At 71.0% G+C, this 26,643-nt stretch carries 27 protein-coding genes; 17 read left to right on the top strand and 10 right to left on the bottom strand.

The genetic code is table 11. The features are described 5' to 3' along the window. Positions 1-32 precede the first annotated feature (32 nt). Positions 33-1,094, top strand: coding sequence for an LCP family protein (locus tag AB0E85_RS12085; protein ID WP_361925222.1), 1,062 nt, complete (start codon positions 33-35; stop codon positions 1,092-1,094). Between the two features lie 79 nt (positions 1,095-1,173). Here AB0E85_RS12085 and AB0E85_RS12080 read toward each other — a convergent pair whose 3' ends face one another. Both AB0E85_RS12080 and AB0E85_RS12075 read right to left on the bottom strand, forming a co-directional pair. Then, complete coding sequence (locus AB0E85_RS12080; RefSeq protein ID WP_361925220.1) at positions 1,174-1,884, bottom strand: hypothetical protein; 711 nt, start codon at positions 1,882-1,884, stop codon at positions 1,174-1,176. Between the two features lie 82 nt (positions 1,885-1,966). After that, positions 1,967-4,081 (bottom strand): hypothetical protein, encoded by a 2,115-nt coding sequence (locus tag AB0E85_RS12075; protein WP_361925218.1) that lies wholly within the window; start codon positions 4,079-4,081, stop codon positions 1,967-1,969. Positions 4,082-4,691: 610 nt separating this feature from the next. On the opposite strand from AB0E85_RS12075, the gene AB0E85_RS12070 reads away from it, so the two are divergent. The 10 genes from AB0E85_RS12070 (at position 4,692) to AB0E85_RS12025 (ending at position 11,816) form a co-directional block, all read left to right on the top strand. Beyond that, the gene (locus tag AB0E85_RS12070; protein ID WP_361925216.1) at positions 4,692-5,414 is read left to right on the top strand and encodes a hypothetical protein; all 723 of its coding nucleotides are present in this window, start codon (positions 4,692-4,694) and stop codon (positions 5,412-5,414) included. 17 nt (positions 5,415-5,431) lie between these two features. Beyond that, positions 5,432-6,322, top strand: a complete 891-nt coding sequence (locus AB0E85_RS12065) for a hypothetical protein (RefSeq protein ID WP_361925214.1) — start codon at positions 5,432-5,434, stop codon at positions 6,320-6,322. After that, complete coding sequence (locus tag AB0E85_RS12060) at positions 6,319-7,626, top strand: ATPase, T2SS/T4P/T4SS family (protein ID WP_361925212.1); 1,308 nt, start codon at positions 6,319-6,321, stop codon at positions 7,624-7,626. The genes AB0E85_RS12065 and AB0E85_RS12060 overlap by 4 nt, the downstream gene beginning before the upstream one ends. 46 nt (positions 7,627-7,672) lie before the next feature. Further along, a complete protein-coding gene (locus tag AB0E85_RS12055) occupies positions 7,673-8,623 on the top strand; it encodes a type II secretion system F family protein (RefSeq protein WP_361925356.1) in 951 nt (316 codons plus the stop codon). Continuing rightward, the gene (locus tag AB0E85_RS12050) at positions 8,623-9,546 is read left to right on the top strand and encodes a type II secretion system F family protein (RefSeq protein ID WP_361925210.1); all 924 of its coding nucleotides are present in this window, start codon (positions 8,623-8,625) and stop codon (positions 9,544-9,546) included. The genes AB0E85_RS12055 and AB0E85_RS12050 overlap by 1 nt, the downstream gene beginning before the upstream one ends. Before the next feature lie 87 nt (positions 9,547-9,633). Then, on the top strand, positions 9,634-9,885 hold the full coding sequence (locus AB0E85_RS12045; RefSeq protein ID WP_031107180.1) for a hypothetical protein: 252 nt from the start codon (positions 9,634-9,636) through the stop codon (positions 9,883-9,885). A gap of 47 nt (positions 9,886-9,932) precedes the next feature. Further along, positions 9,933-10,394, top strand: a complete 462-nt coding sequence (locus tag AB0E85_RS12040) for a TadE family protein (protein WP_033309075.1) — start codon at positions 9,933-9,935, stop codon at positions 10,392-10,394. Further along, positions 10,395-10,823 carry a TadE/TadG family type IV pilus assembly protein gene (locus tag AB0E85_RS12035; protein ID WP_361925207.1) on the top strand — a complete coding sequence of 143 codons (429 nt, stop codon included), beginning with the start codon at positions 10,395-10,397 and terminating at the stop codon, positions 10,821-10,823. It abuts the gene before it with no gap. After that, positions 10,820-11,290 carry a pilus assembly protein TadG-related protein gene (locus tag AB0E85_RS12030; protein WP_361925205.1) on the top strand — a complete coding sequence of 157 codons (471 nt, stop codon included), beginning with the start codon at positions 10,820-10,822 and terminating at the stop codon, positions 11,288-11,290. The genes AB0E85_RS12035 and AB0E85_RS12030 overlap by 4 nt, the downstream gene beginning before the upstream one ends. Before the next feature lie 295 nt (positions 11,291-11,585). Then, a complete protein-coding gene (locus AB0E85_RS12025) occupies positions 11,586-11,816 on the top strand; it encodes a hypothetical protein (protein WP_355831632.1) in 231 nt (76 codons plus the stop codon). A 67-nt stretch (positions 11,817-11,883) separates the two neighbouring features. On the opposite strand, the gene AB0E85_RS12020 is transcribed toward AB0E85_RS12025, so the two are convergent. From AB0E85_RS12020 to AB0E85_RS11990, 7 genes are all read right to left on the bottom strand, one after another. After that, positions 11,884-12,240: a hypothetical protein gene (locus AB0E85_RS12020; protein ID WP_361925203.1), complete on the bottom strand. Its 357-nt coding sequence runs from the start codon at positions 12,238-12,240 to the stop codon at positions 11,884-11,886. Between the two features lie 26 nt (positions 12,241-12,266). Further along, positions 12,267-12,872, bottom strand: coding sequence for a hypothetical protein (locus tag AB0E85_RS12015; protein WP_361925201.1), 606 nt, complete (start codon positions 12,870-12,872; stop codon positions 12,267-12,269). A gap of 32 nt (positions 12,873-12,904) precedes the next feature. Next, entirely contained in the window at positions 12,905-13,297 is a 393-nt protein-coding gene (locus AB0E85_RS12010; RefSeq protein WP_361925199.1) for a hypothetical protein, read from the bottom strand. Positions 13,298-13,323: 26 nt separating this feature from the next. After that, positions 13,324-14,904 carry a putative T7SS-secreted protein gene (locus tag AB0E85_RS12005; protein ID WP_361925197.1) on the bottom strand — a complete coding sequence of 527 codons (1,581 nt, stop codon included), beginning with the start codon at positions 14,902-14,904 and terminating at the stop codon, positions 13,324-13,326. A gap of 151 nt (positions 14,905-15,055) precedes the next feature. Further along, positions 15,056-15,751: a hypothetical protein gene (locus AB0E85_RS12000; protein ID WP_361925195.1), complete on the bottom strand. Its 696-nt coding sequence runs from the start codon at positions 15,749-15,751 to the stop codon at positions 15,056-15,058. Positions 15,752-15,786: 35 nt separating this feature from the next. Next, positions 15,787-16,845 carry a hypothetical protein gene (locus tag AB0E85_RS11995; RefSeq protein WP_361925193.1) on the bottom strand — a complete coding sequence of 353 codons (1,059 nt, stop codon included), beginning with the start codon at positions 16,843-16,845 and terminating at the stop codon, positions 15,787-15,789. Beyond that, positions 16,842-17,489: a hypothetical protein gene (locus AB0E85_RS11990; protein ID WP_361925191.1), complete on the bottom strand. Its 648-nt coding sequence runs from the start codon at positions 17,487-17,489 to the stop codon at positions 16,842-16,844. Before AB0E85_RS11990 ends, AB0E85_RS11995 begins: the two co-directional genes overlap by 4 nt. Positions 17,490-17,809: 320 nt before the next feature. Between AB0E85_RS11990 and AB0E85_RS11985 the strand changes: the two genes are divergently transcribed. The 5 genes from AB0E85_RS11985 (at position 17,810) to AB0E85_RS11965 (ending at position 24,604) form a co-directional block, all read left to right on the top strand. After that, the gene (locus AB0E85_RS11985; protein WP_361925189.1) at positions 17,810-20,845 is read left to right on the top strand and encodes a BTAD domain-containing putative transcriptional regulator; all 3,036 of its coding nucleotides are present in this window, start codon (positions 17,810-17,812) and stop codon (positions 20,843-20,845) included. After that, the gene (locus AB0E85_RS11980; RefSeq protein WP_361925187.1) at positions 20,842-21,570 is read left to right on the top strand and encodes an A24 family peptidase; all 729 of its coding nucleotides are present in this window, start codon (positions 20,842-20,844) and stop codon (positions 21,568-21,570) included. The genes AB0E85_RS11985 and AB0E85_RS11980 overlap by 4 nt, the downstream gene beginning before the upstream one ends. A 104-nt stretch (positions 21,571-21,674) precedes the next feature. Beyond that, complete coding sequence (locus AB0E85_RS11975) at positions 21,675-22,664, top strand: type II CAAX endopeptidase family protein (RefSeq protein ID WP_361925185.1); 990 nt, start codon at positions 21,675-21,677, stop codon at positions 22,662-22,664. Positions 22,665-22,734: 70 nt separating this feature from the next. Further along, entirely contained in the window at positions 22,735-23,934 is a 1,200-nt protein-coding gene (gene mqnC / locus AB0E85_RS11970) for a cyclic dehypoxanthinyl futalosine synthase (protein ID WP_361925183.1), read from the top strand. 7 nt (positions 23,935-23,941) lie between these two features. Beyond that, complete coding sequence (locus tag AB0E85_RS11965) at positions 23,942-24,604, top strand: hypothetical protein (RefSeq protein ID WP_361925181.1); 663 nt, start codon at positions 23,942-23,944, stop codon at positions 24,602-24,604. Positions 24,605-24,774: 170 nt separating this feature from the next. On the opposite strand, the gene AB0E85_RS11960 is transcribed toward AB0E85_RS11965, so the two are convergent. Continuing rightward, a complete protein-coding gene (locus tag AB0E85_RS11960) occupies positions 24,775-25,797 on the bottom strand; it encodes a chitinase (protein WP_361925179.1) in 1,023 nt (340 codons plus the stop codon). 135 nt (positions 25,798-25,932) lie between these two features. Between AB0E85_RS11960 and AB0E85_RS11955 the strand changes: the two genes are divergently transcribed. Next, positions 25,933-26,628: a demethylmenaquinone methyltransferase gene (locus tag AB0E85_RS11955; protein WP_361925177.1), complete on the top strand. Its 696-nt coding sequence runs from the start codon at positions 25,933-25,935 to the stop codon at positions 26,626-26,628. Positions 26,629-26,643 lie beyond the last annotated feature (15 nt).

The raw sequence follows: 26,643 nt of genomic DNA, 5'->3' as shown, positions 1-26,643 counted from the left end.
CGCCCTCCACCCGCACCGCCCCGCTGCCCGGCATGCCCTCGCCCGCCGCCCCCGGCCGCTACGCCGGCGGCCCGGACCCCCGCGGCGGACGCGGCAGCAGGAACCCGCGGCGCCGTGCGGGCAGGGGACGGAGGTACCTGCGTACGGCCGCCGTCCTGGCGTCCGTGCTGGTGCTCGGTGGCGCCGGGACGTACGTCTGGGCCGACACCCGGCTCAATCAGGAGGTCGACCTCGGCGGGCTCGGCGCCCGGGTGCAGGCCGGTGAGGGTACGACCTACCTGGTCGTCGGCTCCGACAGCCGCGAGGGACTGTCGGAGCAGGACAGGAAGGACCTCAACACCGGCTCGGCCGAGGGCCGCCGCACCGACTCGGTGATCCTGCTGCACACCGGCGCGAACGGCACGACCATGGTGAGCCTGCCGCGCGACTCGTGGGTGACCCTCCCGCCCTTCGTCGACCCCGGCACCGGCCGCAGCTACCGGGCCGCGCCGGACAAGCTGAACGCCGCGTTCTCGCTGGGCGGCCCCGACCTGCTGGTGCGGACCGTGGAACGCAACACCGGGGTACGCGTGGACCACTACGCGGAGATCGGCTTCGCCGGGTTCGTGGGGGTGGTGGACGCCGTCGGCGGCGTCGACCTGTGCCTGGGCCGGCCCGTGCGGGACAAGGACTCCGGAGCGAACCTGCCCGCCGGCTGCCAGACCCTCGACGGCGCCGAGGCGCTGGCCTTCGTACGGCAGCGCAAGCAGGAGGCCCGGGGGGACCTGGGCCGCACCCGCAACCAGCAGAGGTTCCTCGCCGCCCTCGCCCGGAAGGCCGCGACCCCGGCCACCCTCGCCGACCCGTCGAAGTCGTTCCCGACGCTCGACGCGGGGCTCGACACGCTCATCGTCGACGAGGGCACGGAACTGCCGGATCTCATGCGGCTGTTCGAGGCCCTGCGGAAGGCCTCGGGCGCCGGAGGCCGGCAGCTCAACGTGCCCGTCGCCGACCCGGATCTGCGCACCCCCAAGGGCAGCGCGGTGAAGTGGGACGACCGGCGGGCCCGCGCCCTGTTCGACGCGCTGCGCGAGGACCGGCCGCCGGGCGGCTGATCGGCGAGAGGTGGCCGGGCCGCCCGGGCGAGCGTGCGACGCCGGCCCCGGGACCCGGGCCTGACCCTGCGTTCCAAGCTCACTTCGCGAGCTTGGCCTCCTGCGCCTTCACCACCTCCGCGGGAATCCTGGCGTCGCTGGGCCTCCTGCTGTCGGCGATGGCGAAGCCGTTCACCGAGAAGTAGACGGCGAGCACGTCTCCGTCGCGGACGACCTGGGTGCGCACCGTGTGGGTGATGCCCCGGAACGGCGTCGTCGCGCGGAAGGCGACGGCACCGGGCGCCGTGCCCTTCTCGGCGGTGACCGAGTCGTAGACCGTGCTGTTCTTGCCCGCCTTGGCGGTGAACCCGCCGCCGCACTCCGATACGGCCTTTGCCAGCCCTGCCAGCAAGGAGCCGGCCTCGGCCGCCGGTTCGTACGAGGCGAGCGTGATGTACGTGCTCTCCTTGCCGTAGCCCGCCCCGGCACTGCGCGTGAGGTCGGCCCGGGGCTCACCGAGCGGGAGTTGATTCATCGCGAGGGCCAGTGGGGCGCAGCCGGGCTTGTCGGCCGTGACCTGGTCGGAGGACGTGGCGAAGGCGTACTCGGCGTCCAACTTGTCCACGTTGTATCCGGGCAGGTCGTCCTTCGTCACGACGGCCTTCGCCAGCCGCTGTTCCGGAGTGATCTGCTTGGCCTTCGGCGTCGTCGTCGCCGTCGCATCGGAGGGCGTGTCCTCACCGCCCGAGCAGGCGGTCAGCGCGGAGGCCAGGGCCAGGACGGAGACGACGGCCAGGGTGGCGCGCTTCAATGGGGGGCTCCTCGGTCGCGGATCGAGCGGAGATCATGGGGTGACGGCTGCGGGGGGGGGCGGGGCCCGGTGCGGAGGTTCCTCAGTGGACTCCTGCGGTCCGGCTCACCCTGTCGACGAGCCGGCCGATGCCGTCGGGTACGGCGGTCAGCGGGCTGTCGGCGATGTCGTAGTAGGGGACGCGGGCGTGGCCGAGAGCGGGGTCGGGCAGCTTGAGCAAGCGGTCCGGGATGCCGCCCGGTTCGGCGACGGCCGTGTCGTGGCAGGGTGCGCAGACGGGCAGCAGGCGGCGGCGGTTGCCGTCGGCGGTGACGCGGACATGGTGGCGGTGTTCGGCGGGGCCGTGCAGCGGGTTGACGCCGCAGCACAGCTTCGACACCCGTCCGGTGAGGGCGGCCCGGCTCGCGCGGGCGAGCACGATGACGGCGACCAGGGTCGCGGGATCCGTCACCGATCGCAGGGCGCGGCCACGCCCGCCGCCAGGCCGCCCGTCCGCAGGGCCTGAGTCGCCGCCGACCAGGAGCAGGCCGGCGGCGAGGCGCTCCCGGGCCCGGTCGCGATCCTCCTGGCCAGTGAACTCCGCTGTGGCTGCCGTGAGTTCGGCGTACGCGGTGCGCCGGAGGTAGGACGTCGACGGTTTGGTCGGGGCGGTGAACGGCATGCGGTCGAACGGCTCGGGCACGGGCGAGTACCGGCCCAGCAGGTTCCGGACGATCCAGGCCGCCCCGGCCGCGCAGCCCGTCAGCAGGAGCGCCCCGAAGGCGCCGATGAACAGGCCGGGCCAGAAGTCGGTGGCGTACAGGGGTGGGAGGGTGCTCTCCTCGCCGGCCCTCGGGGCGGCGGCCGGGGCGGGCTCGAACTGCGGCCGGTCGGTGCGCGGACTTTCGTCGAGGAAGGTCATCACCCCGTCGAGACGCTTGCCGAGGAGGTGGTCGTCGGCCTCGTCCGCCCTGCTGTCCCCCAGGGCGAGGGAGTCCGGCAGCTCGGAGGACAGGTGGTAGAGGTCCAGCCGCAGCCCGTAGTTGAGGACGTCGATCGTGCCGTCGTTCGGATCGGCGACGACGTACACGCCGTCCTCGCGCACCTTGGCATGCACCGCCGCGGCGAACAGGAACGTGTCACCGGCCGATTCGCTGTCCGGAATCTGAGGTACCAGGGCGACGAACACGGGACCGCCGCCCTCATCGCGCCGGAAGTCCCGGATCCGCTCGCGCAACCGGGCCAGTTGACGGGCGTCGGGGACGCCGGGGCTCTCCGGGTCGGCGTAGACGGGGTCCTGCTTCAGGCCCGCCGCAACGCGCTCCACGCGGGCGGACAGGTCGGCGGGGGTGGGCGGTGGAGCCGCGCTCGACTTGGTCTGGTCGAAGACGACGGGGGCGATGAGGGCGATCGCGGCGGCGGAAAGGAGGGCTGCGGCGGGTGCGATCCAGGGCGCGGCGCCCTTCTTGGTACGCCCGCGCCTCGCGTAGACCGCGAGCAGCAGAATCGACAGCGGTACGCCGGTGAGCAGGATCCCCGTGAGGAACGACTGGTTGCGGCGGTCGGACGGGCCGATGTACATCCCGTCGGGCTCGTCGTCCCGGTGTGCCTCGCGAGCGGCCTCGGCACGGGCGACGGCCTTCTCCCCGCCCTGCGCGATGACGTCGACGAAGCGCTCGAAGCTCGCCAACGGACCGGCGTCGTAGGGTAGTTCGTACTGCGCGACGGTGACTGCGGCGTCAGCGGGGGCGCGTACGCCCCAGGCCGCGGCCTGCGCGATGTCCGTCCCCTCGATCAGGACGTACAGCCCGTCACGCCCGAGCCGGTCATGCACCGCCCCGAGCAACCGCTCCCCGTCCGTGCCGCTCAGCATGGGCAGGACCAGGACGTAGGTCGGCACACCGGTCTTCTTGGCGAGCCTCGCGAAGTCGGGGGCGGTGGAACGGGGTATCGCGCGGGGGAGTTGGTCGGTGACGTGGACCGGATTCTCACGGAGACGGTCGGCGAGGTAGGCGGCCTGGGTGACGGGAACCCGGCCCGCGGCGCGAGCTGTGGACGTCGCCCGGGTGGGGGCGTCCGCTGCGTCGGCGGGTGTGGCGGTCGCGAAGAGAGCTGGCAGTGCGCACAGCGCGAGGAGCACCTTGAGAACAGGGGGCCGGCCACTGGTCGTTGTCCGTATCCGTGCTGCCCAGGCGCGCTGCGTCCTGACTGCTGTCACCGGTAAGTCCCCCGCGGTCCGATCACTGTCCGCGCGGCACTCTACTCGGGGCTTCGCGAGTGCTACAGGTCGGTCGGGAAGCGGGAAGAGGCGCCACCGCCCTGTAGCGGGGCCACGCAGCGGGGCCACGCAGCGGGCCCCCTGCGCACCTGCCTGCCAGGGCCGGTCCGGAGGTCACGGGCTTCACCCTCATGAGCACATGACCGCGCCACGCCTCCACCCCACTTCGTGAGTGAATCGTGCAGGCATCATGGCCGACGGGTGACGAAACGGCCCGTCCGCGACCGCTGTTGGACACGGTGCGGATTCGCTGACGCACAGGGGGTGTGGTCGTTCGGGGCTGGTCCCGGGGCGGGCGGGGCGATGTGACGTTGCAGATGGATAACAGGCCGCAACCTGCTGCCCGTGGGGCCGGACGTGCCTTGAGGGGCTTATGTGCGGCTGATACGGTGCGATGGCTTGACACTCACCCCCAGTGCTGGCTATTCGCCCAGGTCGGGCGGGTGCGTCCGGCCCGTTCCGTGCGTCTCCGTGCGGGGCGACGCGGGTGAAGTGTCCGAATTTGAAGGCACATGACAGACATCTTCTTGGGTGTACGGGGAGCGGTTGCGTGAAGATCCAAGAGCGTACGGGGGCGGGCGCAGGTCGTTCTGCCGCTCCGGCTCAGCCGTCGGTCGGCGACCGGCTTCCCACCCCGCCTCGCGAGCGCAAACCGGCACTGGCCGCGCTCGCGGTGCTGCTGATCCTGGTGGGTGCGCTGGGTGCGACCATGCTCGTGCTCCAGGCCGGTGACCGGATCGAGGTCGTCAAGGTGACGAAGGAGATCCAGGCCGGAGAGGTCGTCACCAAGGACAACGCGACGTCCGTGATGGTCGCCGCCGACGACAGCATCAACTACGTCAAGTGGTCCCAGCTGGACACCCTCAAGACCCTCAAGGCCAAGTCCACGATCTACGCCGACACGGTCGTGATGGGCCAGATGTTCGCCAAGAAGGCGAGCCTGCCCGCCGGTAAGGCCTCCGTGGGACTCGCCCTCAAGGAGGGCACGTACCCCGCGGACATCAAGGCCGGCGACATCGTCTCCGCCTACCGCGTCGGCTCCGCCGGCTCCGGTTCGAGCAACTCCGAGGGCAACAGCGGTTCGAGCGGCACCTCTGCCGGCGGCGCCCTCGTCGACAACGCGCGCGTGAACTCCGTCGCGGCGGACGACGACGCCACCGTGAGCACGGGCAACCTGTCGCTCACCCTCCTCGTCGACCAGGCCGACGCGGCCGCGCTCGCCTCCGCGGCGGCCGCGAACGAAGTCGCCATCGTGCACGTCCCCGGCAACTAGAAGGCGGCACCCACCCCATGGCGCTCATCGCTCTCGCCGCCGACAAGGGTTCCCCCGGCGTCACCACCGCGGCCGTCGCCCTCGCGGCGGTCTGGCCGCGGCGTGTCCTGCTCGCCGAGGCGGACCCGGCGGGCGGTGACCTCGTCTACCGCAGTGCCGCCGCGCACGGCGGACCGCTCAACCCCAACACCGGCATGCTCTCCATCGCCGCCACCGCGCGCCGCGGCCTCGTGCCCGACCAGCTCTGGGACCACGTCCAGCCGCTGAGCGGCGGCCTCGAGGTCCTCGTCGGGCTCGGCATCGCCGAACAGGCCGCCGGACTCGCGGGGTTGTGGCCGACGCTCGGGCACGCCTTCAACTCCCTGGCCGACTCCCCGCACGCCGCCGCCGACGTCATCGCCGACTGCGGACGCATCAGCGGCGACACCCCGGCCGTCGCACTGTTCCCGCACGCCGCCCTCGTGCTGCTCATCTCGCGCACCGAGCCGGAAGCCCTCGCCCGTGTCCGTGACCGGGCCGCCGCCCTCGCCGGCAAGTTGCACGGCGGATCGCGCGGCGCCGCGAGCCTCGGCACCCCGATGATCGGCGTCGTCCTGATCGCCGACACCGGCACGGCCGGCAAGCTCGCCTCGCAGGTCAACGACATGCTCGTGCACGCCCAGACCGGAGCCCGCGTGGTCGGCACCATCGCCGACGACCCGGCCGGCGCCGACCAGCTGGCCGGCCGCAAGCGCGGCCGTCTCGACAAGTCGCTGCTGATCCGCTCGGCCCGCAAGGTCGCCGCCGACCTCTACCAGCAGTACGGCGCCGCCTGGGCCGCCTCCGCCCAGGCCAACCAGGTACCGCAGGCCCACCACACCCCGCACGCCCCGGGCCAGACGCATGGCCACGCGGGGGCCGGCGCATGACCGCTGTCGACCACCAGTTGGTCAAGCGGTTCCGCCAGGACGCCGGCGACCGCATCGCCGAGCAGCGCCGGCAGGACCAGGCCGCGGGCGTCACTCCGATGTCCACGGAGGACGAACGGCAGTACGCCCGGGCCGTCATAGCCCAGATCCTGGAGGAGTACGCCCGCGCCGAGATCAACGCGGGCCGTACGCCGCTGGACGCCGAGACCGAGGAGCAGTACGCGGCCGCCGTGCACGCCGCGCTGTTCGGCGTCGGCCGGCTCCAGCCGCTGCTGGACAACCCCGAAGTCGAGAACATCGACATCAACGGCTGCGACCAGGTGTTCATCGGCTACGCCGACGGCCGAGAGGTGCAGGGCGACCCGGTCGCCGAGACCGACGAGGAGCTCATCGAGCTGATCCAGGTGCTCGGCGCGTACTCCGGTCTGTCCTCGCGTCCGTTCGACTCGGCCAACCCGCAGCTCGACCTGCGTCTGCCCGACGGTTCGCGACTGTCGGCCGTCATGGACGTCACCCGGCGGCCCGCCCTGTCCATCCGCCGGGCGCGCATGGGCAAGGTGTTCATCTCCGACCTCGTCGGCAACGGCACCCTGTCGCCCGAGGTCGCCCACTTCCTGGCCTGCGCGGTCCGCGCCCGCAAGAACATCATGATCGCGGGCGCCACCAACGCCGGCAAGACCACGCTGCTGCGTGCCCTCGCCAACGAGATTCCGCCGCACGAGCGCCTCATCACCGTCGAACGGGCTCTGGAACTCGGCCTCGACACCTTCCCCGACCTGCACCCCAACGTCGTCGCCTTCGAGGAGCGCCTGCCCAACTCCGAGGGTCAGGGCACCATTTCGATGGCGGAACTGGTGCGGCGCTCGCTGCGTATGAACCCCTCCCGCGTCATCGTCGGTGAGGTCCTCGGCGACGAGATCGTCACCATGCTGAACGCGATGTCGCAGGGCAACGACGGCTCGCTGTCCACGATCCACGCCAACAGCTCGCACGAGGTGTTCAACCGCATCTCCACCTACGCGCTACAGGCGACCGAGCGGCTGCCCATCGAGGCCAGCCAGATGCTGATCGCGGGCGCGGTCAACTTCGTCGTCTTCATCCAGCGGCGCAACAACTTCGGCAACGGCGGCCGTCTCCAGCGCATGGTGACCTCCGTCCGCGAGGTCAACGGCGTCGACGGACGGGTGCTGTCCAGCGAGGTGTTCGCGGAGACCCCCGACGGCCGGATCGTGCCGCACGCCCCCATAGCCTGCCTGGAGGAACTGATGGCACACGGCTACCAGCCGTCCGGGACCTGGGGGTGAGCCGGGCATGACCACGAATCTCGCGGCAATCGGCTCGCTCGGCTCCATGGGCGGCCTGTTCTCCACCACCGTCCTGTACTCGATAGGGAGCGGCGTCGCCGTCGGCGGCGGCCTCGCCCTCCTCCTCATCGCGGTCCGCGGGCTGCCCGCCAAGCCCGACCACGAGAAGCAGAAGGCCGCCGAACGGGCGAGCGAACTGCTCCGCTTCGCCGGGCAGCGCGGCTCGCTCGCCGCCATCGTCGGCCTGGTCGTCCTCGTCCTCACCCGCTGGGCCGTCGCGGGCATCGCGGCCGGCGTCCTCGTCTTCTTCTGGGACCGCCTGTTCGGTGGCGCCGGTGAGGAACGGGCCGCCATGCGCCGCGTGGAGGCCCTGGCCTCGTGGACGGAGTCCCTGCGCGACACCATCGCCGGAGCCGTGGGCCTGGAGCAGGCCATCCCGGCCTCCGCCCGCGCCGCGGCCCCCGTCCTGCGCCCCCACCTCGACGCCCTCGTCGACCGGCTGCGCGCCCGCACCCCGCTGCCCGAGGCACTCCAGCAGCTCGCCGACGAGATCGACGACGCCTCCGCCGACATCATCGTCGCGGCCCTCATCCTCAACGCCCGGCTGCGCGGCCCGGGTCTGCGCCAAGTCCTCGGCGCCCTGGCCAAGTCGGCCCGCGAGGAGGTCGACATGCGCCAGCGGGTCATGGCCCAGCGCGCCTCGACCCGCAGGTCGGTGCAGATCGTCGTCGCGGTCTCCATCGCCTTCGTCCTCGGCCTGTCGATCTTCAACCGCGACTTCGTGGAGCCGTACGGAACGGCCGTCGGGCAGCTCGTCCTGGCCTGTGTCTGCGGCCTGTTCGCGCTCGGCTTCTGGTGGCTGCGCAAGCTGTCCACCATCGAGACGCCCGAGCGCTTCCTCGTCCGCGACGAGGCCTCCGTCCAGTTCGTCCGCCCGAGGACGCCGTCCGGAGCGCAGTCCCAGCAGCGGCTGCCGCAGGAAGAGGGGGCACGTTGATGGACCTCCCGATGCCGCTCGTCGTCGGCGCCGTCATCGGCCTGGGCATCTACGCCCTCGTCCGCGCCCTCATGCCCAGCAAGCGCAGCGCGATCTCGCAGGTCGCGCGGATCGACGCGATGCGGGCCCGCGGCTCGGCCTACGAGTCGGCCCGCGTCGAGCGGGAGAAGGGCCGCCTGGGCGCGGTGCGGGCCGAAGTGGGCCTGCGCGTCTCGGAGTTCTACCTCCAGCAGGGCTGGGAACAGCGCTCGCTGCGCGCGGACCTCGCGGTGCTGGACCGCAGCTGGGAGAAGTTCCTGGCGACGAAGGTCCTGCTGGGCGTGGCCGGCCTGTTCTTCGGCCCGTTCCTGTTCGCCATCGTCTACACGCTGGGCTTCGGCAGGAGCCCGATCATCCCGGTCTGGCTGGCCCTGCTCTTCGCGGTCGTCTTCTTCTTCCTGCCCGACCTGGAGGTACGGCGGGACGCGGCCGAGAAGCGGCGCGACCTGCGGCGGGTGATCGGCGCGTACCTCGACCTGGTGTCGATGAGCCTCGCCGGCGGACGCGGTCTGCCCGAGGCCCTGATGGCGGCGGCCGAGGTCTCCGACGGCTGGGCCAACCAGCGTATCCGCAACGCCCTGTCCGACGCCCGCATCACCGGCGTCAGCCAGTGGCAGGCGCTCGGCGCGCTCGGCGAGGAGATCGGCGTCGAGGAGCTCAAGGACCTTTCCGCCTCCCTGGCCCTGGTCGCGGACGACGGCGCCAAGGTCCGCGAGTCCCTCGCCTCCCGCGCCGAGACCATGCGGCACCGCGAACTGGCCGAGATCGAGGGCAGCGCGGGCGAGAAGTCCCAGTCGATGCTCGTCGCCCAGCTGCTGCTGTGCGCCGGGTTCCTGGTGTTCCTGATCTTTCCGGCGGCGATGCGGGTGTTCCAGGTGCAGTGAGCCGTGCATGAGCCTCGCGGTGAGCTCGCAGTGAGCGACCTTCACAACTCCAGAACTCCGTGACCTGATTCGAAAGGACAAGACGTCATGAACGGACGCACCTTCCACACCGGCATCCCCGCCGTGGACTTCCTCGTCACCTTCCTCCAGGCGCGTACCGAGCGGGCCCGCTCGGGCGAGCTGGACCGCGGGGCCTCCGCGGTCGAGTGGGTCATCATCTCCGCGGTCGTCGTGGCGATCGTCGGTGTCGTGGCCGCCATCATCAACGCCGCGCTGAGCGAGGGCGCCAACAAGGTCGGCGACTGCATCAAGGGCGCGGACGCGGGCAAGACCTGCTGATCGCCCTCGGGAGCGTCGGAAGCATCAGGAGCAACGGGGTTCACGGGATGCCGGCAGATGTGGGCAGACGGGCACGCCGCTGGGTGCGGGCCGCACGGGAACGTGCGGCCGCCCGCGGCGACTCAGGCATGACCGCGATCGAGTTCGTGCTGCTCACCCCGGTCCTGTTCTTCATGATCTTCGCGACGGTGCAGTTCGCCCTGTACTTCTTCGCGGACCACGTCGCCCAGGCGGCCGCCCAGGCCGGAGCCCGCAAGGCCCGCGCCACGGCCGACGAACAGCCGGGTGCGTGGCGGGGCGAGGCGCGGGACGTGGTGGACAGCTACATCCGCCAGCTCGGCCCCCAGCTCGTCCTGTCCCCGGACGTGACGATGGTGCAGCCGGAGCAGAACACGGTGGGCGTGGAGATCGCGGCGAGGGTCCCGACGGTGTTCCCCGGACTGGACCTGACGGTGCACGCGCAGTCGGTGGGGCCGGTGGAGCGGTTCGTGCAGGAAGAGGGCAACTGAATGTCCCTCCCTTCCCTCCTCAGGGGCCGCCGGTCCGCGGACGACCGTGGCCTGTCCACCGTCGAGGTCGTGATCCTCGCGCCGGTGATGATCCTGTTCATCCTGGTGCTGGTGGCCTTCGGCCAGCTGGTGGACGGCCGCGGGGCGCTCGACGGCGCGGCCCGGGACGCGGCCCGCGCGGGCTCGATCCAGAAGGACCACGCGACGGCCATGGCCGAGGCGAAGAAGGCCGCGGAGGCGAACCTCGCGGACGTCTGCTCGGGCCCGGTGTCCGTCACGCAGACCAGCCAGGGCTTCGAACCGGACACCATCTTCACCGTCGAGGTGAGCTGCCAGGTGCGGGGCCTCGCCATGCTCGGCCTCGACGTCCCGACGACCCTGTCGTCGAGCTTCAGCTCCCCCCTCGACCCGTTCCGGAGGTCGGCGTGAGACACCTTCGGTCCTCCTGGCCGTCCTGGTGGGCGGCCCGTGGCGCACGTCTCGACGACCGTGGCTCCGGCGCGGGAGCGGTCATCATCTTCACCCTCGTCTTCCTCTCCCTCTCCGCGTTCGTCATCGACGGCGGCCTGTCCATCTCCAAGCGGGAGCGTGCCGCCGACATCGCCGAGCAGGCCGCCCGTTACGCGGCCCAGGACATCGACCGCGACGCCCTCTACGAGAACGAGGGCGGCCCCGCGCCGATCAACTTCGAGAACTGCAACGCCCGTGTGAAGGCCTTCGCCCGCGAGATGGACATGACCGGCGCGGACATCGGCGCGACCCACTGCGTGGCGGCCGACGCCGAACAGGTCGAGGTCGAGGTACAGCTCACGTACTCACCGGTCTTCACGGGGATGTTCTACGGCGGCGACGTGGTGGTCCACGGCCAGGCGGTGGCGCAGAACGAGGTCGGCTGAGCCGATCCGGAACATTCGGCGAATCTGCACAGCGTTCACCGCGAGGTCGTGGCGGGGCCGGGCGGAAACCGGGCCCGGCCCGATTCCCGCACTGTGGACCACAATCCTGTTTCGCGAAGTGGCAGAAGGTGTGAAGACCGCGAGTTTCCCGGTGACCAAAAGGTCACACCCGTGAATTCGTCCCTGGCATTTCAACTCCCCCTCGTGATCGCTGACTGGCCGCCCCTTCTTCCGACGTGCTTTGATCAGTCGCGCTCGAGCACTTCGAATTATTGAACGAAGGGAACCGCCCCTCATGGCCTTCACCCCGCAGATCCAGACCGCCCAGATGTCCGACGCCGAGCTGGACACCATCGCCGGCGGTCAGGCGGGCGGTGCTGCCGCGGGTGCCGGCGCCGCAGCCGGTCTCTACGTCGAGACCACGGCCGCCGGCCTCACCGCCGGCGTCGGCGGCGGCGTGGGCCTCGCCGTCTCGCCGCAGGGCATCGCGGCGGACCTGCACCTCAACGCGGCCGTCGCTTCCTGAAGCAGCGCACGGGAAAGGCCCTGGATCTCCGGATCCAGGGCCTTTCCGCGTCTCACGGACCGGGAGGCTACTTCTTCCCCTCGCCGCCCCCCTTACCGCCCTTTCCGCCCCGCTTGTCCTCGGTCTTCATGGCGTCGTTCACCTTCTTGGCGAGTTCGTCGTCCAGCTTCTTGAACTCACGCACGACGGCATCGGACATACTCGCCAGCGCATCCAGCTGCTGCGTGATGTCCTCGCGCCCGTCTTCCCAGTTGGACTCGAAATCATCGAGCGCGTCATTGACGCTGCCGTCGCCGATGTCGTCCTTGTACGACGCGAAGAGCTTCTTGGTGTGATTCAGACGCGTCTTGATGGACCGCAGCCGGCGCCCGTAGCTCTCCAGCTCGGTCAGCGGGAGCGCGAGGTCGCTCTTGCCTTTGCTCATGCGGATTCCCCCAGCAGATCGGACGGTCAGACGAAGCGGAAGGTACTCGTCACAGCGTCGAAGATGTCATGGAAGGCGTCGGCCAGGTCCAGCACGGGGCTGGCTCCGGAGATGAGGGCGACCTGGTCGGTGGTTCCCGGGACGGGCACGTACGTCTGGGTCAGCACCATCCGCAGGGTTCTGGTGTCCCCCTCGGCGACGGGCACGTCCTCCACGCCGTACGTGCGGGCGGCGGCCCCCACTTCCGGAATCTCGACGGTGGTCACAGTGCGCCAGGCGTCGCCCTCGCGGCGGGGCGTGATGGTGCGCAGGCTCTCGGCGATGGCCCGGGGGTCCGTGGACAGCGCCGCGCCCTGCTTGTTCTTCGCCCCGAGAACGGAGACGGTCACGGTCGCGGAGAGCGGGATACCGTCGAAGTTCTCCGCCATGCAGCCCATGTACAACGCGCCGGAATCGTGCGCGTCCTTGGCCATCTTGCGGAGCATGCCGGTCACATCGGCGCGATAGGGCGCCAGTTCCGGCGTCTCGCGCACCCGCTCGTCGACGAGAGCCCGCACGGTCGCTTCTCGACCCTCCGGGCGGATGTCGAACTCCCACCATGATTCCGGAACTGCCAGCGAGAAACTGGGCATCGATGCAACCTATCTCTTCCGGTGTGATTCCATTACATGTCGAGACCGAGGTCGTGTCTGGCGATGTCCATCAACCTGCTTTCGGACACTGGGGGTGCCGTGTAACCCATGGCTCTGATGTGCTGTACGAATTCGTCGGGAAGTGAGACATGGTACGTGGCCACGTAATAGAGGAGGTCCTCGCGCCAGAGCCAGATTCCATCCGTGTACATGGAACCGATGCCGGACAAGTCGGGTCCGTCGGGGTCCAGAACGTCCGGCCCCGCGCTCATCTCACTCCAGATCCCCGCGCCGTTTCTGAGGTATTCAAGGATTCTGCTCTCGTCCGGCTCGCCCGAGGGCCTGACGGCATCTTTGATCGAACCGGTCTCCGTCAGCCCCCAGCCGGGAGAGAGTTCGGAGAAGAACCCAACGGGGCGAATCATCGAAACTCCTTCTGGTGTTGCCGTCTTCAGGCCATGGGAAGAAAGGTGAGCCACACGCCCTCGTCCCTGATGTGCGGTGTGAAGGGGCCTTCGCCGAAGCTGGGCACACCGACTGCGTTGGTAGGAGCCTTGACGGGGACCCCCAAGGAGTTCGCCATACCCTGGATCACTTGCGGCTGTGCGGCTCCGGAATGGCAGGTGAGCATCCTGATGGGCTCGCCATTGTAGCCAGGTATTCGGTTGATTGTATCAAGGACGTGATTCGGGTTGACTGTATGGCCACCTGCCCGGAGGCCTGCCCGATTCGCCTCACCTGCGAGCATGCGACCGTCCCTCGTTCCGTGAATAATCACGTCCTGATATCCGGGAAGTCGCTCCGCGACATCGAAGTTCCTGAGGGTGGCCGGGTCGTATCCGATGGCAGTCGCACCCTCCTTGTGATAGACGGGGATGTCTGAGGGGAGGGCGTCGTCCGCTGCCCTGGTGGGGGGACTGACGCGAGGTGAGTCGGCCTTCCACCAGCGACTCTTTCCCATCATGCTGAATGTCAGGAAGCGGACGTCCTTCAGGCTGCGGACGCTGTTGCCGAGGTTCTTCAGCCCACCGCCGATGCCCCCCATGAAGCCGGAGCCGAGTGATTTCAATCCTCCGGCTTTCCACAGACTGCCAAGTTTGGCGAGGCTGGTGAAGCCCCTCGTGGCAGGTATGCAGTCCAGGGCCGCCCATAGGAGATCACCCCAGCCCGCCTGGCCTTTGATGACTTTTCTCAACGTGTCGGCGAGTACGACCAGGGCCGCCGCGAAGACGAGCCAGCCGAGCGGACCGCCGATGATCATCACGATGATGCCGACGACCGTAACGACCCACTTGCAGATCGTGACGATCTCGTCCCAGTTATCGGTGACCCAGTCGCCGATCTCCTCCCACCAGTGCCGGTTGGGGATCCCGGCGTCGGAGGCCTCCTCCAGTTTCGTGACCGTCCGACGGGCGGCCTCCTCGCGCATGCGCCGTGCCTGGCCGGCGAGCTTCTTGGCCGCGTCGAGGGCACTCTGGGCGGCCTGCACATCCTGCTCGGCCGCGCTCTGGCGGGCCTTGGCGTGCTGGGCGTTACGGGTGGCGCGGCGGACCTCGGACTCATCTGGCTTGGGGACGTCCTTGCCGCCGTTCTTCGACGGGTCGTACGAGTCGGTCTTCTCGGTCGCCGTCCGCACCCAGTCGTTGGCACCGGACAGGGCGGTCTGCGCGGTGGTGAGTTCGGCGCGTGCCTTCCGGCCGTCCCGCAGTGCCTTGTCGGCCTTGTCCTGCGCGGTCTCCAGGTCCGGCCAGAAGGAGGCGAGGGCATCGCCGGCAAGGTCGTACGACTTCTTCAGCTTCCGCAGCTTCTTCGGTGCGTCCGCGAACTCCTCCGCGAACACATCCGCCGTCTTGCCCGCCCAGGCGAGGATCTCGTCCTCCTTGGCGATGCCCTTCAGGTCTCGCAGCGCGTCGGCGACGTCGTCGGCGAAGTCGTGCAGAGTACCCGCGAGTTTGCGGATTCGCTGCGGGTCACCCGGGGTCGGGTCCCCGTCCAGGTCGAGTATGTGCCAGTCCGTCGGACGGTGTGACACGTGTGTTCCCCCGTAACGCCTGCAACATCTTCATGAGAAAGCGTGTCGAAGCTATCGCACGTCAGGCTGGACCTCACCGTGGGCAGTTGCCCCTCCCTGGGCGGCGCACACGACGCTGAGGCTGACCGACTGCTCGACCCGCCACCCGTGCTCAGGCCGGGTGACGATCCGCAGGGGCCCCCTGGCCCAGCAGGGCGACGATCCCCCGGGCATCGTGCGGTGAGCTCGTCAGACGTGCCCACGAGCCGTCCCGGAACGAGACCTTGAAGTCGGACTCGTCCATGCTGAACCGCTTGATCTCCGCGCCGGTGATCTCGCTTCGCGGCACCGACCACAGGACGGCCTCGGATCCCGGGACCTTCTCGCCACCACCCCAGGAAAAGTGCCGGCTGCCCCGCGCCGTGTCCTCGTACGACCAGATACGCACCAGCCCGTCCTGCTCGGCCAGTTCGATTTCGGTCACGGTGCGCCAGGACCGCCGGGAGGGGTCGAGCTGCCACGGCAGCGTGCGGGCCGTCTCGCCCTCGCCCGCCCACATGACGGGGAAGTCGTCGACCTCGTTCTCGCGCTCCTCCAGCTCGCCGCGCTTCTCCGGCGAGACCGGGCTGCCGAGGGCGTCGGCGATGATGTAGAGCGGCAGCAGCAGGAGGCGGGTGACGACGGTGAGCGCGTACCGGCCGAGCCTGCCGAAGAACCCTCGCACCTTGAAGGGCGGTCCGGCCGGCCAGCCGGGCAGGTCCCGCTCGATGTCGTTGCGTTCGAGGTCGCGGAAGGAGCGCCGCTTCTCCACCGAGGCGGCGGTGCCACTCGCGAACTCGACCCGGTACCGCCGGGGTTCCTCGATCATGCCCTTCCCTCACCGTCCCGCGCCGCCGGAGTCACTCAGCGGTTGATCGACTGGATCTCCTGGACGTTCATGTCCTGGGTCGTCTCGAACGTGCCGTCGGGCAGGTCGCCGCGTGTGCCGTCGGAGCCTTCCCAGCTGATCTTCCAGGTGACGCTGGCCGAGAGCTGGTACGGGGTGCCGTCGGTCGCGCGGAGGTAGCGGATGCCGCACGGCGGCGTCTTGTCGGCGGCGCCCTTGGTGTACGGGGTGCCGATGGAGCCGTCGTCGTTGATCGCGCAGTCGCCGGAGGCGGGGAAGACCTCGGCGTCCTCGGTGCCCGGGTCGAGGTGGAGGGCGACCGGCTTGGCGGTGGTCTCCGCCCACAGGCCCGTGTTCGGCAGGGCGGCGCGGACCGTGACGTCCTTGAAGGTGCCCTTGTCCAGCCAGACCCAGGTCGGGAGGTTCACCGTCGACTTGGCGGCCGGTTTCAGCTCGACCTCGGTCTCGGGGACCTTGACCTTGTCGTAGGCGTACTCCGCGAGGGTTTCGGGGGTCGGGGCGTTCGGTACGTCGGGGATGTCGCCGGCGTCCTGCCAGAACATCAGCCGGCTGCACAGCGATGTGTCGTCGAGCTCGGTCACCTTCGGCGCGACCCCCCGCCAGAAGTAGCCCTTCTTGCCGAGGTTGTAGTTCTTGTACCCCTTCACGGTCGCCGGCTCCGTGAAGATGGTGGTGGCGTCCTTCTCGTCCCTGAAGTGGTCGGTCCAGAGTTCCGATCCGTACCAGCCGTCGCGCAGACCGGCGTCGCCGCTGCCGTCGTTCTCCGAGAAGTTCTTCAGCTGCTCGGGGGTGAAGACGGGCTCGTACCAGCACGGTGGCGGCTTCCAGTTGACGTCCGTCGACGCGACGGTGCCCTGCTTGCCGCCGGTGGGGCCGCTCGTCTGGGTGACCTTGATGCGGGAGTGCGAGGCGGAAGCGGAGAGTTCACCGCTGTCGCTGGCGCCACCTCGCACATCGCTGCCGGGGCCTCCGAAGGCGCCCGCCGGCGACGAACTCAGGAGTGTCACGACCAGGGACGCGGTGATCAGGGGTATCGCTCGGTGCGGCGCCTTCACCGGGAGCACTTCCCTCGCTCACCGCGCACCGACGAGTTCTGCCACACGCCCTGCTCGTTCTTCATCAGGGAGAGCGAGTAGAGAACGTAGGGGTTCGTGCCCGCCGGGTTGCCCTCGACCTTGCCGGTCTTGCGATGCCTGGTCTTCGCCTCGGTCTCGTCCGTGCAGTAAGTCAGCGCCGCCCCCTTGCCGTTCTTGGCCAGGATGACCTTGGGGTCGAAGGCGGGCAGCTTGCCGATGACGGTGTAACCCTTGTCCGTGTAGGACTTGATCCACTGCTTGGTCTGTCCGCGGACGCCTTCGGTGTCGTAGAAGGCGACGGCTTCACTGTCGGGGTCGTTCGCGATGACCGCCGCGTATCCGGCCCGAAGTTCCTCCTTGCCGTCGTTCAGCACCGCCTGCTCGACCGGATCGCTGCTCGTCCAGTTCTCGAACGTCAGCTGGAAGCTGCCGGGGAGCTTGATCACCGGGCGTTTGACGCCGGGCGCCGAGGACGATGGTGAGGCCGACGGGCTGCCCGAGCTGTCGCCCGCGCCCTTGATGTCGTCCGACGGCGAATCGTCGCCTCCGCCACAGGCGGTCAGAAGCAGCGCCGCCACCGTGGCGAACGCGGCGGCAGTCGTGGTCAGTGCGCGGCGGGCCACTGTTGGTTCCCCCGTAGTTTCGGTGTACGCGACAGGGAACGAAGCTATCAGGGGCAGGTAATGCGGCCTTGAAAGGCCAAGGTGGATTGCGTGGGGATTGTGAAAGCCATGCGTGGCGAATGCGAAGGCGGCGGCCACGGTTGCCCGGTCCAGGAGCGAACTCCCGTGACGTCGGGGGCAAAACGGGCGCTCATGCGCTTCCTTCGATCCGTCCTTCGACGCCCTCGATAAGAGTCCATAAGATCTCTGTAGGCTCAGCACACCCCTCACTTCACGACTCGGCCTCACCCCACTCCACACACGACCCCAGGACACCCGCCATGCCGCGACGCCGCACCTCAAGCTCGTCAAGCTCGACGGGAAGTACGACGGGAGCGACGGGAGCCACGGCCGCCCCGAGGAACCGGACCCCGCAGCCGGTGCGGATCCGGCGGCGGTCCTTCGGGGACTTCGTCAAGGCGTTCTTCGCCCTCGTCGCCCTGGCCGTGCTGCTCGTCGGCGTGCCGGGCGCGCTGGCCACGCAGATCGGGTGGCCGCTGCCCGACGGGGTGCCGAGTCTGGACTGGCTCCAGCAAGAGATCACCGTTCACACCTTCCTGAACATCCTCACCGTCGTCGTGTGGCTGGCGTGGGCGCAGTTCACGGCGTGCGTGCTCGTGGAGATGAAGGCCGCGCTGTCGGGTGTCGGCGTGCCGGGACGGGTGCCCGGCGCCGGACCGAGCCAGTTGCTCGCGCGGCAGCTCGTCGCCGCGCTGCTCCTCGTCGGCGCCACCGCCGCCAGCTTCACGCCCGGGCTGTCGCAGCTGGGGAACAGCTACGACGCCAACCAGAAGCCGACCGTCGCCGCCGCCCAGGCCACCCCGGGCCTGTTCGCCCAGCAGCAGGAGCAGGCCTCCGGCGCCGCGGCCGCGCTCGCCGAGCAGGCCTCGCACGCCGCCGCCCACGCCGAGGCCGGCGGCAGCACCGCCCGGCAGGGCGACACGAAGTACTACCGGATCCAGCCGCCCGAGGGGCGCCACCACGACTCGCTGTGGGAGATAGCCCAACGGCACCTCGGTGACGGGCGCCGCTACAAGGAGATCTTCGAGCTCAACAAGGACCGCGTGCAGCCGGACGGGTCCAAGCTCTCCGAGGCCAGCCTCATCCGGCCCGGCTGGATCATGGAGATGCCCGGCGACGCCCGCGGCGGCGACCTCGTCGAGATGCCCGACGAGGCGCCCAACGTGTCGCCCGACGTGCAGCAGCAGATCAGCGACTACGCCCGGACCGGCGACCACGCACAAGGCGCAGGCGGCGCCCAGGGCGGCAGCGGCCACGCCCAAGGTGGCCACGCCCAAGGTGGCCACGCCCAAGGCGGCCACGCCCAAGGCGGCGGCGCCACCCAGGTGTCCGTCCCCGACCAGCAGCGACCCGCCCACGACGGGACCGGGCACCAGCAGGCCACAGCCGTGGGTGCGGAGTCCGACGGCTCCTTCGGCCTCCCCGAAGCCCTCCTCACCGCGCCCCTCCTCGCCGCCGGTCTCCTCGGCGCCCTGGGACGGCGTCGCCGGCAGGCACTGTGGCAGTCGGCGTTCGGGTCCCTCGGCGGGCGGCGCGGCATGGAGCCGCCCACGCCGACCGGTGACGCACAGGACGTCCAGGACGCGCTGCTCGTCGGCGCCGACCCCGAGGGCGTACGGCTGCTCGACCGGAGCCTGCGCGGGCTCGCGGCCTCCCTCGCCGAGGAGTCGCGCGCGCTGCCGGTCGTCTACGCGGCCTGGCTCAGCAACGGCGACCTGCACCTCCAGCTCGCCCAGCCCGCCGGGAAGCCCCCGGCCCCCTGGCAGCAGGGACAGGACCAGACGTTCTGGATGCTGGCCCGGACCGACGCCGAGCGCTACGAGGACGTCGACACGGCCGCGCCCTACCCGGGCCTGGTCAGCCTCGGCACCATGGACGACTCGCGGCTGCTGCTCAACCTGGAGGCCGTGCCCGGCATCGTCTCGCTGAGCGGCCGGGAGGCCGACCGGGCCGCCGTGTTCGCCTCCGTCGCGGCCGAGTTGGCGACCAACGGCTGGTCCGACCGCATGACCATCACGCTCGTCGGCTTCGGCGAGGACCTCACCCCGCTCGCCCCGAACCGCATCCGGCACCTGGAGGACGTCGAGGCGCTCGTCGAGACCATGGAGGCCGAGACGCGGCAGCGGCGGGGAGCGCTCGGTGCCGCCGGGCACGACTCCGTCCTCACCGGGCGCACCGGGCCCGCGCAGCACACCCGTTGGGCCCCGCACCTGGTCCTGCTCGCCGCCCAGCCCTCCGCGCAGGACGCCGTCAAGCTCGCCGAACTCGCCGCCGACGCGAGCCGTCTCGGCATCGGCTACCTCGTCGGCACCGAGACCGGCGATCTGCCGGGCGCCGCCTGGGAGATGGAGATCACCGGCCAGGGCAAGCTGCTCGCGCCGCTCCTCGGGCTCGAACTCGACGCCCAGTTGCTGCCCGTCGCCCAGCAGCGGGCCGTGGTCGAGCTGTTCGTCGAGGCCGACCCGGAGCGCGAGACCGACGGGCCCGCCAACACCCCGCCGTTCCTCGTCGACATCAGCGAGCAGGGGCGTCCGGCCGTGTACGCCCGGCTCGTCGGGCCGTACGAGATCATCGGGCTGGACGACCCGGACGGGGAGCGCAGCGCGCTGCTGCACGAGGCCCTCGCCCTGCTGCTCCTGCACCGCGAGGGCGTGCACCCGCGCGTGCTGTCCTCCGCGCTCTGGCCGCGCGGCGTCACCGACGACGTGCGCGGCGCGCTGCTCGACCGGCTGCACGACTGGCTCGGCGCCGACCCCGACGGCACGCCCCGCCTGGCCACCGACAGCTCCGGCCGGCTCACGCTCGCCAAGACGGTCGTCTCCGACCTGGACGTGCTGCGGTCCCTGTACCACGAGGCCACGCAGGGCAGGGGCGTCGACAGCCGTGCCGTGCGCGGGCGGCTGCTCACCGACGCGCTGGTGCTGGTGCGCGGACCGCTGCTCGCCGACCGGCCCGAGGGGCGTTACCGGTGGCTCACGCACGAGATCGTGGACGCCCAGCTTCCGCTGCTCGTCGCGGACACGGGGCTCGCGCTGTGCGAGTTCCACATGGAGAAGAACCGCGCGGAGAAGGCCATCGAGGCGCTCAACGCGGCCCTGCGCACCGCTCCGGCCGACGAGCGGCTGTGGCACGAGCTGCTGCGCGCCACCCACGCCACCGGTGACACGGACCGGTTGACCGCCCTCGCCACCGACCTCATCGGCCGCAGCGGGGCCCGTGGGCTGCCGCCGCGCACCGAGGCACTGCTCGACGAGCTGCTGCCGACGTGGCGTGACGTGATCGCCGCGGCGGGATGAGCACCGGGCTGCTGATCCTCGCCGCCGCGCTGTGGGGTGCGGCGGCGGGAGCACTGCTGCCGCGCGCGGCCTACCGGTTCTCGGTGCCGTCGGGGGAGGCGTGGCACAAGGAGTGCCCCGGGGGGCACCCCGTCAAGGGCTGGCTGGGGCGGGCGGCCTGCCCGGAGTGTGCGGAGTCCGGATACGGACCGCGCACGACGCCGCTCGCGATCGCCACCGCCCTGGTCTGCGCGGTCCTCGCCGCCGCGACCGGCACCCGCCCCGAGCTCGGGGTCTGGCTGCTGCTCGCCCCGGCCGGCGTCCTGCTCACGGTCGTCGACTTCCGCGTACGGCGCCTTCCCGACCCGCTCACCCTGCCCTTCGCCGCTGTGGCCCTGGCCCTGCTGGGCCTCACCGCCCTCGTCCCCGAACACGCGGGCCACTGGACCACCGCCCTGCTCGGCTCCCTGGCCCTGGGCGGCGGCTACTTCGTCCTGTTCCTCATCAACCCCGCGGGCATGGGCTTCGGCGACGTCAAACTCGCCCTCGGCACGGGCGCCGCCCTCGGCTGGTACGGCTGGCCGACGGTCATGCTCGGCACCTTCGCCGGCTTCCTCCTCGGCGCGCTGTACGGCGCCGCCCTGGTGATCACCCGCCGGGCCACCCGCAAAACAGCCATCCCCTTCGGCCCGTTCCTGATCGCGGGCGCGTTCCTGGGCCTGCTGGTGGGCGCGTACACGGCCTGACAGCGGGGTCCGGCGCGTACCCGGTCAACCGGCACGCGGACACGCGCTCGAAAGCCCGCCGAAGGCCTGTGACCGGCGCAACCGGCGCTGCCATGATGCTGATCATGACAAACGCAGCTCCTTACCCCGTGTACCCGGCCGCGCACCCCGCCGGCCCGTTGCCGGATCCCGCCCCCCACCCGTACCACCGCATGGACCGCACCACAGGACGTCACCGCTGGTGGCGGCCGCTGGCCGGCACGGTGCTGCTGGCTCTCGCCCACTTCGTGATCCTGCTCGTGCTGCTGGTCCTCTCCTACGGGCTCGGCACAGCGCTCGGCGCCCCCGAACTGCCCGACGGCGGTACCGACTTAGGGCCGCTGGGGAACACCGCGACGGACCTCGTGTCCATTGCGATAGCCCTGCCCCTGGTGCTGCTGGCCACGCTGTGGCCGGCGAGGCGGGCCGTCGGCACCGTCACGTCGGTCACCGGACGGCTGCGGATCGGCTGGCTCGGGTGGTGTCTGCTGGCCGGGCTCCCGTGCATCCTCCTGCTCACGGTGATCTCCTTCTTCCTGCCGGGCGGCTCGGACGAGTCCGACACCTGGGTGGGCTGGCGCTCCTTCCTCATGGCCCTGGCCGTGCTGGCCGTCCTCGTCCCGCTCCAGGCCGCGGCCGAGGAGTACGTCTTCCGCGGCTGGCTGCTCCAGGCGGTCGGGGCGTTCGTGCGCTCCCCGTGGCTCGCCGTGATCCCGCAGGCCGTGCTGTTCGCCGCGGCCCACGGCTGGGGCACCAGGTGGGGCTTCCTCGGGCTGCTGGTGAGCGGTCTGGTGATGGGTCTGCTCACGATTCGCACCGGGGGACTCGAAGCGGCCATCGTCCTGCACGTCCTGAACAACCTGCTGGCCTTCGGGGTCTCCGCCGCGATCGTCGGCGGACTGTCGACGGACGAGACCGCGGCCGACGCGCCCTGGCCGCTGGCCCTCACCGCCATGGCCGTCGATCTGCTCTACGCCGCGCTCGTGCTGTGGCTGGCCCGGCGCCGTGAGCCGCAGCGCCTCTCGGTACCGCCCGCCCCGCCCGCCCCCTTCGCCCATCCCGCCCGCACGGCCTGACGTCCGGCCCGGCGAACCCCTGGCGTACGCTGGGCTGGTCCGTCCACAACCCTTACGAAAGGGACGCCCGGTGACCGAGAAGGCCGACCTTCAGCCCATCCTCGACCGTGCAGCCGCCGGTGGGCGGATCACCCCGGACGAGGCACTCGTGCTGTACCGGGACGCCCCGCTGCACGCGCTGGGCGCCGCCGCCGACGCCGTACGCCGCCGCCGGTACGCCGGGACCGAGCACATCGCGACGTACATCATCGAGCGCAACATCAACTACACGAACGTGTGCGTCACGGCGTGCAAGTTCTGCGCGTTCTACGCCCCGCCGAAGGCCAAGGACAAGGGCTGGACGCGCGACCTGGACGACATCCTGCGCCGGTGCGCGGAGACCGTCGAGCTGGGCGGCACACAGATCATGTTCCAGGGCGGGCACCACCCGGACTACGGCGTCGAGTACTACGAGAAGCACTTCGCGGCGATCAAGAAGGAATTCCCGCAGCTGGTCATCCACAGCCTGGGGGCGTCCGAGGTCGAGCACATGGCCCGGATCTCCAAGGTGAGCGTGGAGGAGGCCATCCAGCGCATCCACGCCGCCGGCCTCGACTCCTTCGCGGGCGCCGGCGCCGAGCTGCTGCCCGAGCGGCCCCGCAAGGCCATCGCCCCGCTGAAGGAGTCCGGCGAGCGCTGGCTGGAGATCATGGAGATCGCGCACAAGCTGGGCGTGGAATCCACCTCCACCATGCTCATGGGCACCGGCGAGACCAACGCCGAGCGCATCGAGCACCTGCGGATGATCCGCGAGGTCCAGGACCGTACGGGTGGCTTCCGCGCCTTCATCCCGTACACCTACCAGCCCGAGAACAACCACCTGAAGGGCCGCACCCAGGCGACGCTCTTCGAGTACCTGCGGATGATCGCCATCGCGCGGCTGTTCATGGACAACATCGCCCACATCCAGGGCTCCTGGCTGACCACGGGCAAGGAGGTCGGGCAGCTCTCCCTGCACTACGGCGCCGACGACCTCGGCTCGATCATGCTGGAGGAGAACGTGGTGTCGTCGGCCGGCGCCAAGCACCGGTCGAACCGGATGGAGATCATCGATCTGATCCGGAAGGCGGGCCGGGTCCCCGCCCAGCGCGCGACCACGTACGAGCACCTCGTCGTCCACGACGACCCGGCGAACGACCCGGTCGACGACCGCGTCGTCTCGCACATCTCCTCCACGGCCATCGAGGGCGGCACGGCTCACCCCGAGCTGAAGCTGCTCGCCCCCAACTGACCCGACCGTGCTGACGATCCACGCCGCTCCCCTGGTCCTCCCGGCGGGCGCGGACCCGGTCGTGGACGGCGCCGTCGTGGTGGACGGCGACCGGATCACCGCCGTCGGGCCGTACGAGGAGGCCGTCGACGGCGCGTCCGGCGCGCGGGTGCGGCGCTGGCCCGGCGTCCTCACCCCGGGCCTGCGCCAGTGGCACCCGCTGTGGCTGCTGCGCCACTGCTACCACCCCGACCCGCGCGAAGCCGACGAGCTGGGTGAACAGCCCCTGTGGGGCGAGCGGCTGACCGCCCTCGGCGACCTCGGCGAGACCCGCTGGTCGGGCAGTGTGCGGCGGGGAGTGCAGCGGATGCTGCGGTACGGCACGACGGCGGTCGCCTCGCCCGGCGCCCGTTTCCGCGATCCCCTGGTGGCCATGGCCGTCGCCCGCTCCGGGCTGACCGTCGTGGGAACCACGGGGGCTCCCGGCACGCTGCTGGGCGAACGGCCCGACCTCGACCCGTTCGCGGAGGGGTACGACCTCGCGGGCACGGTCCACGGCCCGCTGACCGTCGGCGGCCGGGCCGACCTGGCCGTGTTCGACGTGTCCGACGAGGCGGCCCTGCGCGAGCGCGGCGCGGCGACCTGCGTGGCGACCGTGCTGGCCGGCCGGCTGGTGTACCGGGCCCGCTGACCCCGGGTGCTCGGATCAGCCGCGCGCCCCTGGCCGCCGCCGGTGCCAGCCCGCGAAGGGGCTCCCCGTGCCAGCCCGCGAAGGCGCTCCCCGTCTCAGCCCGCGAAGGGGCTGCCCGCGTCAGCCCGCGAAGGGGCTGCCCGCGTCAGCCCGCGAAGGGACTCCCCGTGTCAGCCCGCGAAGGCCTTCCCGAACGCCCCCGCCTCCTGCTTCACCCCGCTGCAATCCGTCGCCGGTTCGGCCGACTTCGAGCCGTCCGCGCACGGCCGGTCCCGGGCCGCCGACCACATCGACACCCAGGCGATGCCCTTCTCCTCGGCGAACGCCCGGACCTCGGCGGCGTCCGCGAGCGTGAACGTCTCGTTCGCGACGTCGTTGACGCCGATCATCGAGGTGAGCGCCATGCCCTGCCAGGCGGCCGGGTCGGAGGTGCCGAAGACCTTCTTCAGCTGGGTGTGCGCGGCCTGCGCGGCCGTGCGGGCGTAGCCGCCCATGTCACCGTCGTACGACGAGCCGTAGTTCATCGTCATGAGGTTGACGGTGGAGACCTGGACGCCGTTGTCGTTGGCGGAGGCGAGGAGTGCCAGGCCGTCCTTGTCGAGGCCCGCGGGCATCACCGGCAGGGTGAACGAGACCTCCAGGCCGGTCCGTTCCTTCTGCAACCGCGCGATCGCCTTCGAACGCAGGGCGACGGAGGCGGAGTCGGAGAGTTCGTCGCCCTCGATGTCGAAGTCGGCGAGGGTGGTGCCGGCCGCGTCCAGGGCCTTGCCGTACGCCGCCGCCAGCTCCGCGGCGCTGCCGCAGTTCGCCGCGAGTTCCTTGCCGGAGGCGCCGCCGAAGGAGACCCGGACCCGGCCGCCGTCCGCCTTGAGCCTCGCGATCCGGGAGGTGACCGTCGCGTCGCCGATGGCGTGCGTGCCGTTCCAGCGTGGGGTGCAGTCGTCGCCGTCGGCTATGACGAACGCCAGGTTGTACGTCGTGGGGGAGCCGGCGGTGTCGGTGCCGGCGGCCTCGGTGGCGCTGAGGTACGGGGCGTACGAGGTGCCGGCCGCGGCCGGCACTGTGGGGGACGGGGCGGACGGGGGGTCCGCTGCGGCCGGAGGGGCCGCGTCACCCTGCCCGGAGCATGCGGCGGTGGCGAGGGCGAACAGGCAGGCCAGCCCGGACGCCGCCGGTTTCCGCGAACTCCTCATGACATGCGCTCCCGTTCTCCTGCGATCTGGGGGTCGGACAGGAAGTACGTTTCCCGGCTGCGAACGTCTCACGGAGGCGGCGGCGCGCGGGCGGCCGCGGCTCCTGCCCGGAGAGGGTGCTGCAAGAATGGGCCCGTGACCCGCGCATCCCTGGACAAGCAGCCGCACGAAGTCGCCTCGATGTTCGACGACGTGGCGGAACGGTACGACCTGACCAACGACGTGCTGTCCCTCGGCCAGGACCGGCGTTGGCGCAAGGAGGTCGCCAAGGCGGTCGACGCGCGCCCCGCGCAGAAGGTCCTCGACCTGGCCGCGGGCACGGGGACCTCCTCGCTGCCCTTCGCGCAGACCGGTGCCTACGTCGTCCCGTGCGACTTCTCCCAGGGCATGCTCCAGGTGGGCAAGCAGCGCCGGCCCTGGCTGCCGTACACCGCAGGCGACGCGACGCGGCTCCCGTTCCGGGACGACACGTTCGACGCCGTCACCATCTCCTTCGGGCTGCGCAACGTGCAGGACACGGACGCCGGCCTGCGCGAGATGCTCCGGGTGACCCGGCCCGGCGGGCGGATCGTGATCTGCGAGTTCTCACACCCGACGTGGGCGCCGTTCCGCACCGTCTACACCGAGTACCTGATGCGTGCCCTGCCGCCGGTCGCCCGGGCCGTGTCCTCCAACCCCGACGCCTACGTCTACCTCGCCGAGTCCATCCGCGCCTGGCCCGACCAGCCCGCGCTGGCCGAGCGGCTGGGCAAGGCCGGCTGGTCGCGGGTGGCCTGGCGCAACCTGAGCGGCGGCATCGTCGCCCTGCACCGGGGCTTCAAGCCCGAGTGAGGCAGGGGGCCCGTC

This window comes from Streptomyces sp. NPDC029044 (genome assembly GCF_040637495.1).
Taxonomy (GTDB): Bacteria; Actinomycetota; Actinomycetes; order Streptomycetales; family Streptomycetaceae; genus Streptomyces.
Note: the sequence above shows the minus strand (reverse complement) of the source record. Positions and strands in the feature narration are given on the sequence as shown.

Excerpts from the sequence above, each read along its gene's own strand:
- AB0E85_RS12055 (WP_361925356.1), top strand. The coding sequence starts at position 7,673 with ATGGGCGGCCTGTTCTCCACCACCGTCCTGTACTCGATAGGGAGCGGC.
- AB0E85_RS12000 (WP_361925195.1), bottom strand. The coding sequence starts at position 15,751 with ATGATCGAGGAACCCCGGCGGTACCGGGTCGAGTTCGCGAGTGGCACC.
- AB0E85_RS12040 (WP_033309075.1), top strand. The coding sequence starts at position 9,933 with ATGCCGGCAGATGTGGGCAGACGGGCACGCCGCTGGGTGCGGGCCGCA.
- AB0E85_RS12015 (WP_361925201.1), bottom strand. The coding sequence starts at position 12,872 with ATGCCCAGTTTCTCGCTGGCAGTTCCGGAATCATGGTGGGAGTTCGAC.
- AB0E85_RS12045 (WP_031107180.1), top strand. The coding sequence starts at position 9,634 with ATGAACGGACGCACCTTCCACACCGGCATCCCCGCCGTGGACTTCCTC.
- AB0E85_RS11960 (WP_361925179.1), bottom strand. The coding sequence starts at position 25,797 with ATGAGGAGTTCGCGGAAACCGGCGGCGTCCGGGCTGGCCTGCCTGTTC.
- AB0E85_RS11980 (WP_361925187.1), top strand. The coding sequence starts at position 20,842 with ATGAGCACCGGGCTGCTGATCCTCGCCGCCGCGCTGTGGGGTGCGGCG.
- AB0E85_RS11985 (WP_361925189.1), top strand. The coding sequence starts at position 17,810 with ATGCCGCGACGCCGCACCTCAAGCTCGTCAAGCTCGACGGGAAGTACG.
- AB0E85_RS11975 (WP_361925185.1), top strand. The coding sequence starts at position 21,675 with ATGACAAACGCAGCTCCTTACCCCGTGTACCCGGCCGCGCACCCCGCC.
- AB0E85_RS12010 (WP_361925199.1), bottom strand. The coding sequence starts at position 13,297 with ATGATTCGCCCCGTTGGGTTCTTCTCCGAACTCTCTCCCGGCTGGGGG.
- AB0E85_RS12085 (WP_361925222.1), top strand. The coding sequence starts at position 33 with ATGCCCTCGCCCGCCGCCCCCGGCCGCTACGCCGGCGGCCCGGACCCC.
- AB0E85_RS12035 (WP_361925207.1), top strand. The coding sequence starts at position 10,395 with ATGTCCCTCCCTTCCCTCCTCAGGGGCCGCCGGTCCGCGGACGACCGT.
- AB0E85_RS12020 (WP_361925203.1), bottom strand. The coding sequence starts at position 12,240 with ATGAGCAAAGGCAAGAGCGACCTCGCGCTCCCGCTGACCGAGCTGGAG.
- AB0E85_RS12060 (WP_361925212.1), top strand. The coding sequence starts at position 6,319 with ATGACCGCTGTCGACCACCAGTTGGTCAAGCGGTTCCGCCAGGACGCC.
- AB0E85_RS12065 (WP_361925214.1), top strand. The coding sequence starts at position 5,432 with ATGGCGCTCATCGCTCTCGCCGCCGACAAGGGTTCCCCCGGCGTCACC.
- AB0E85_RS12025 (WP_355831632.1), top strand. The coding sequence starts at position 11,586 with ATGGCCTTCACCCCGCAGATCCAGACCGCCCAGATGTCCGACGCCGAG.
- AB0E85_RS12050 (WP_361925210.1), top strand. The coding sequence starts at position 8,623 with ATGGACCTCCCGATGCCGCTCGTCGTCGGCGCCGTCATCGGCCTGGGC.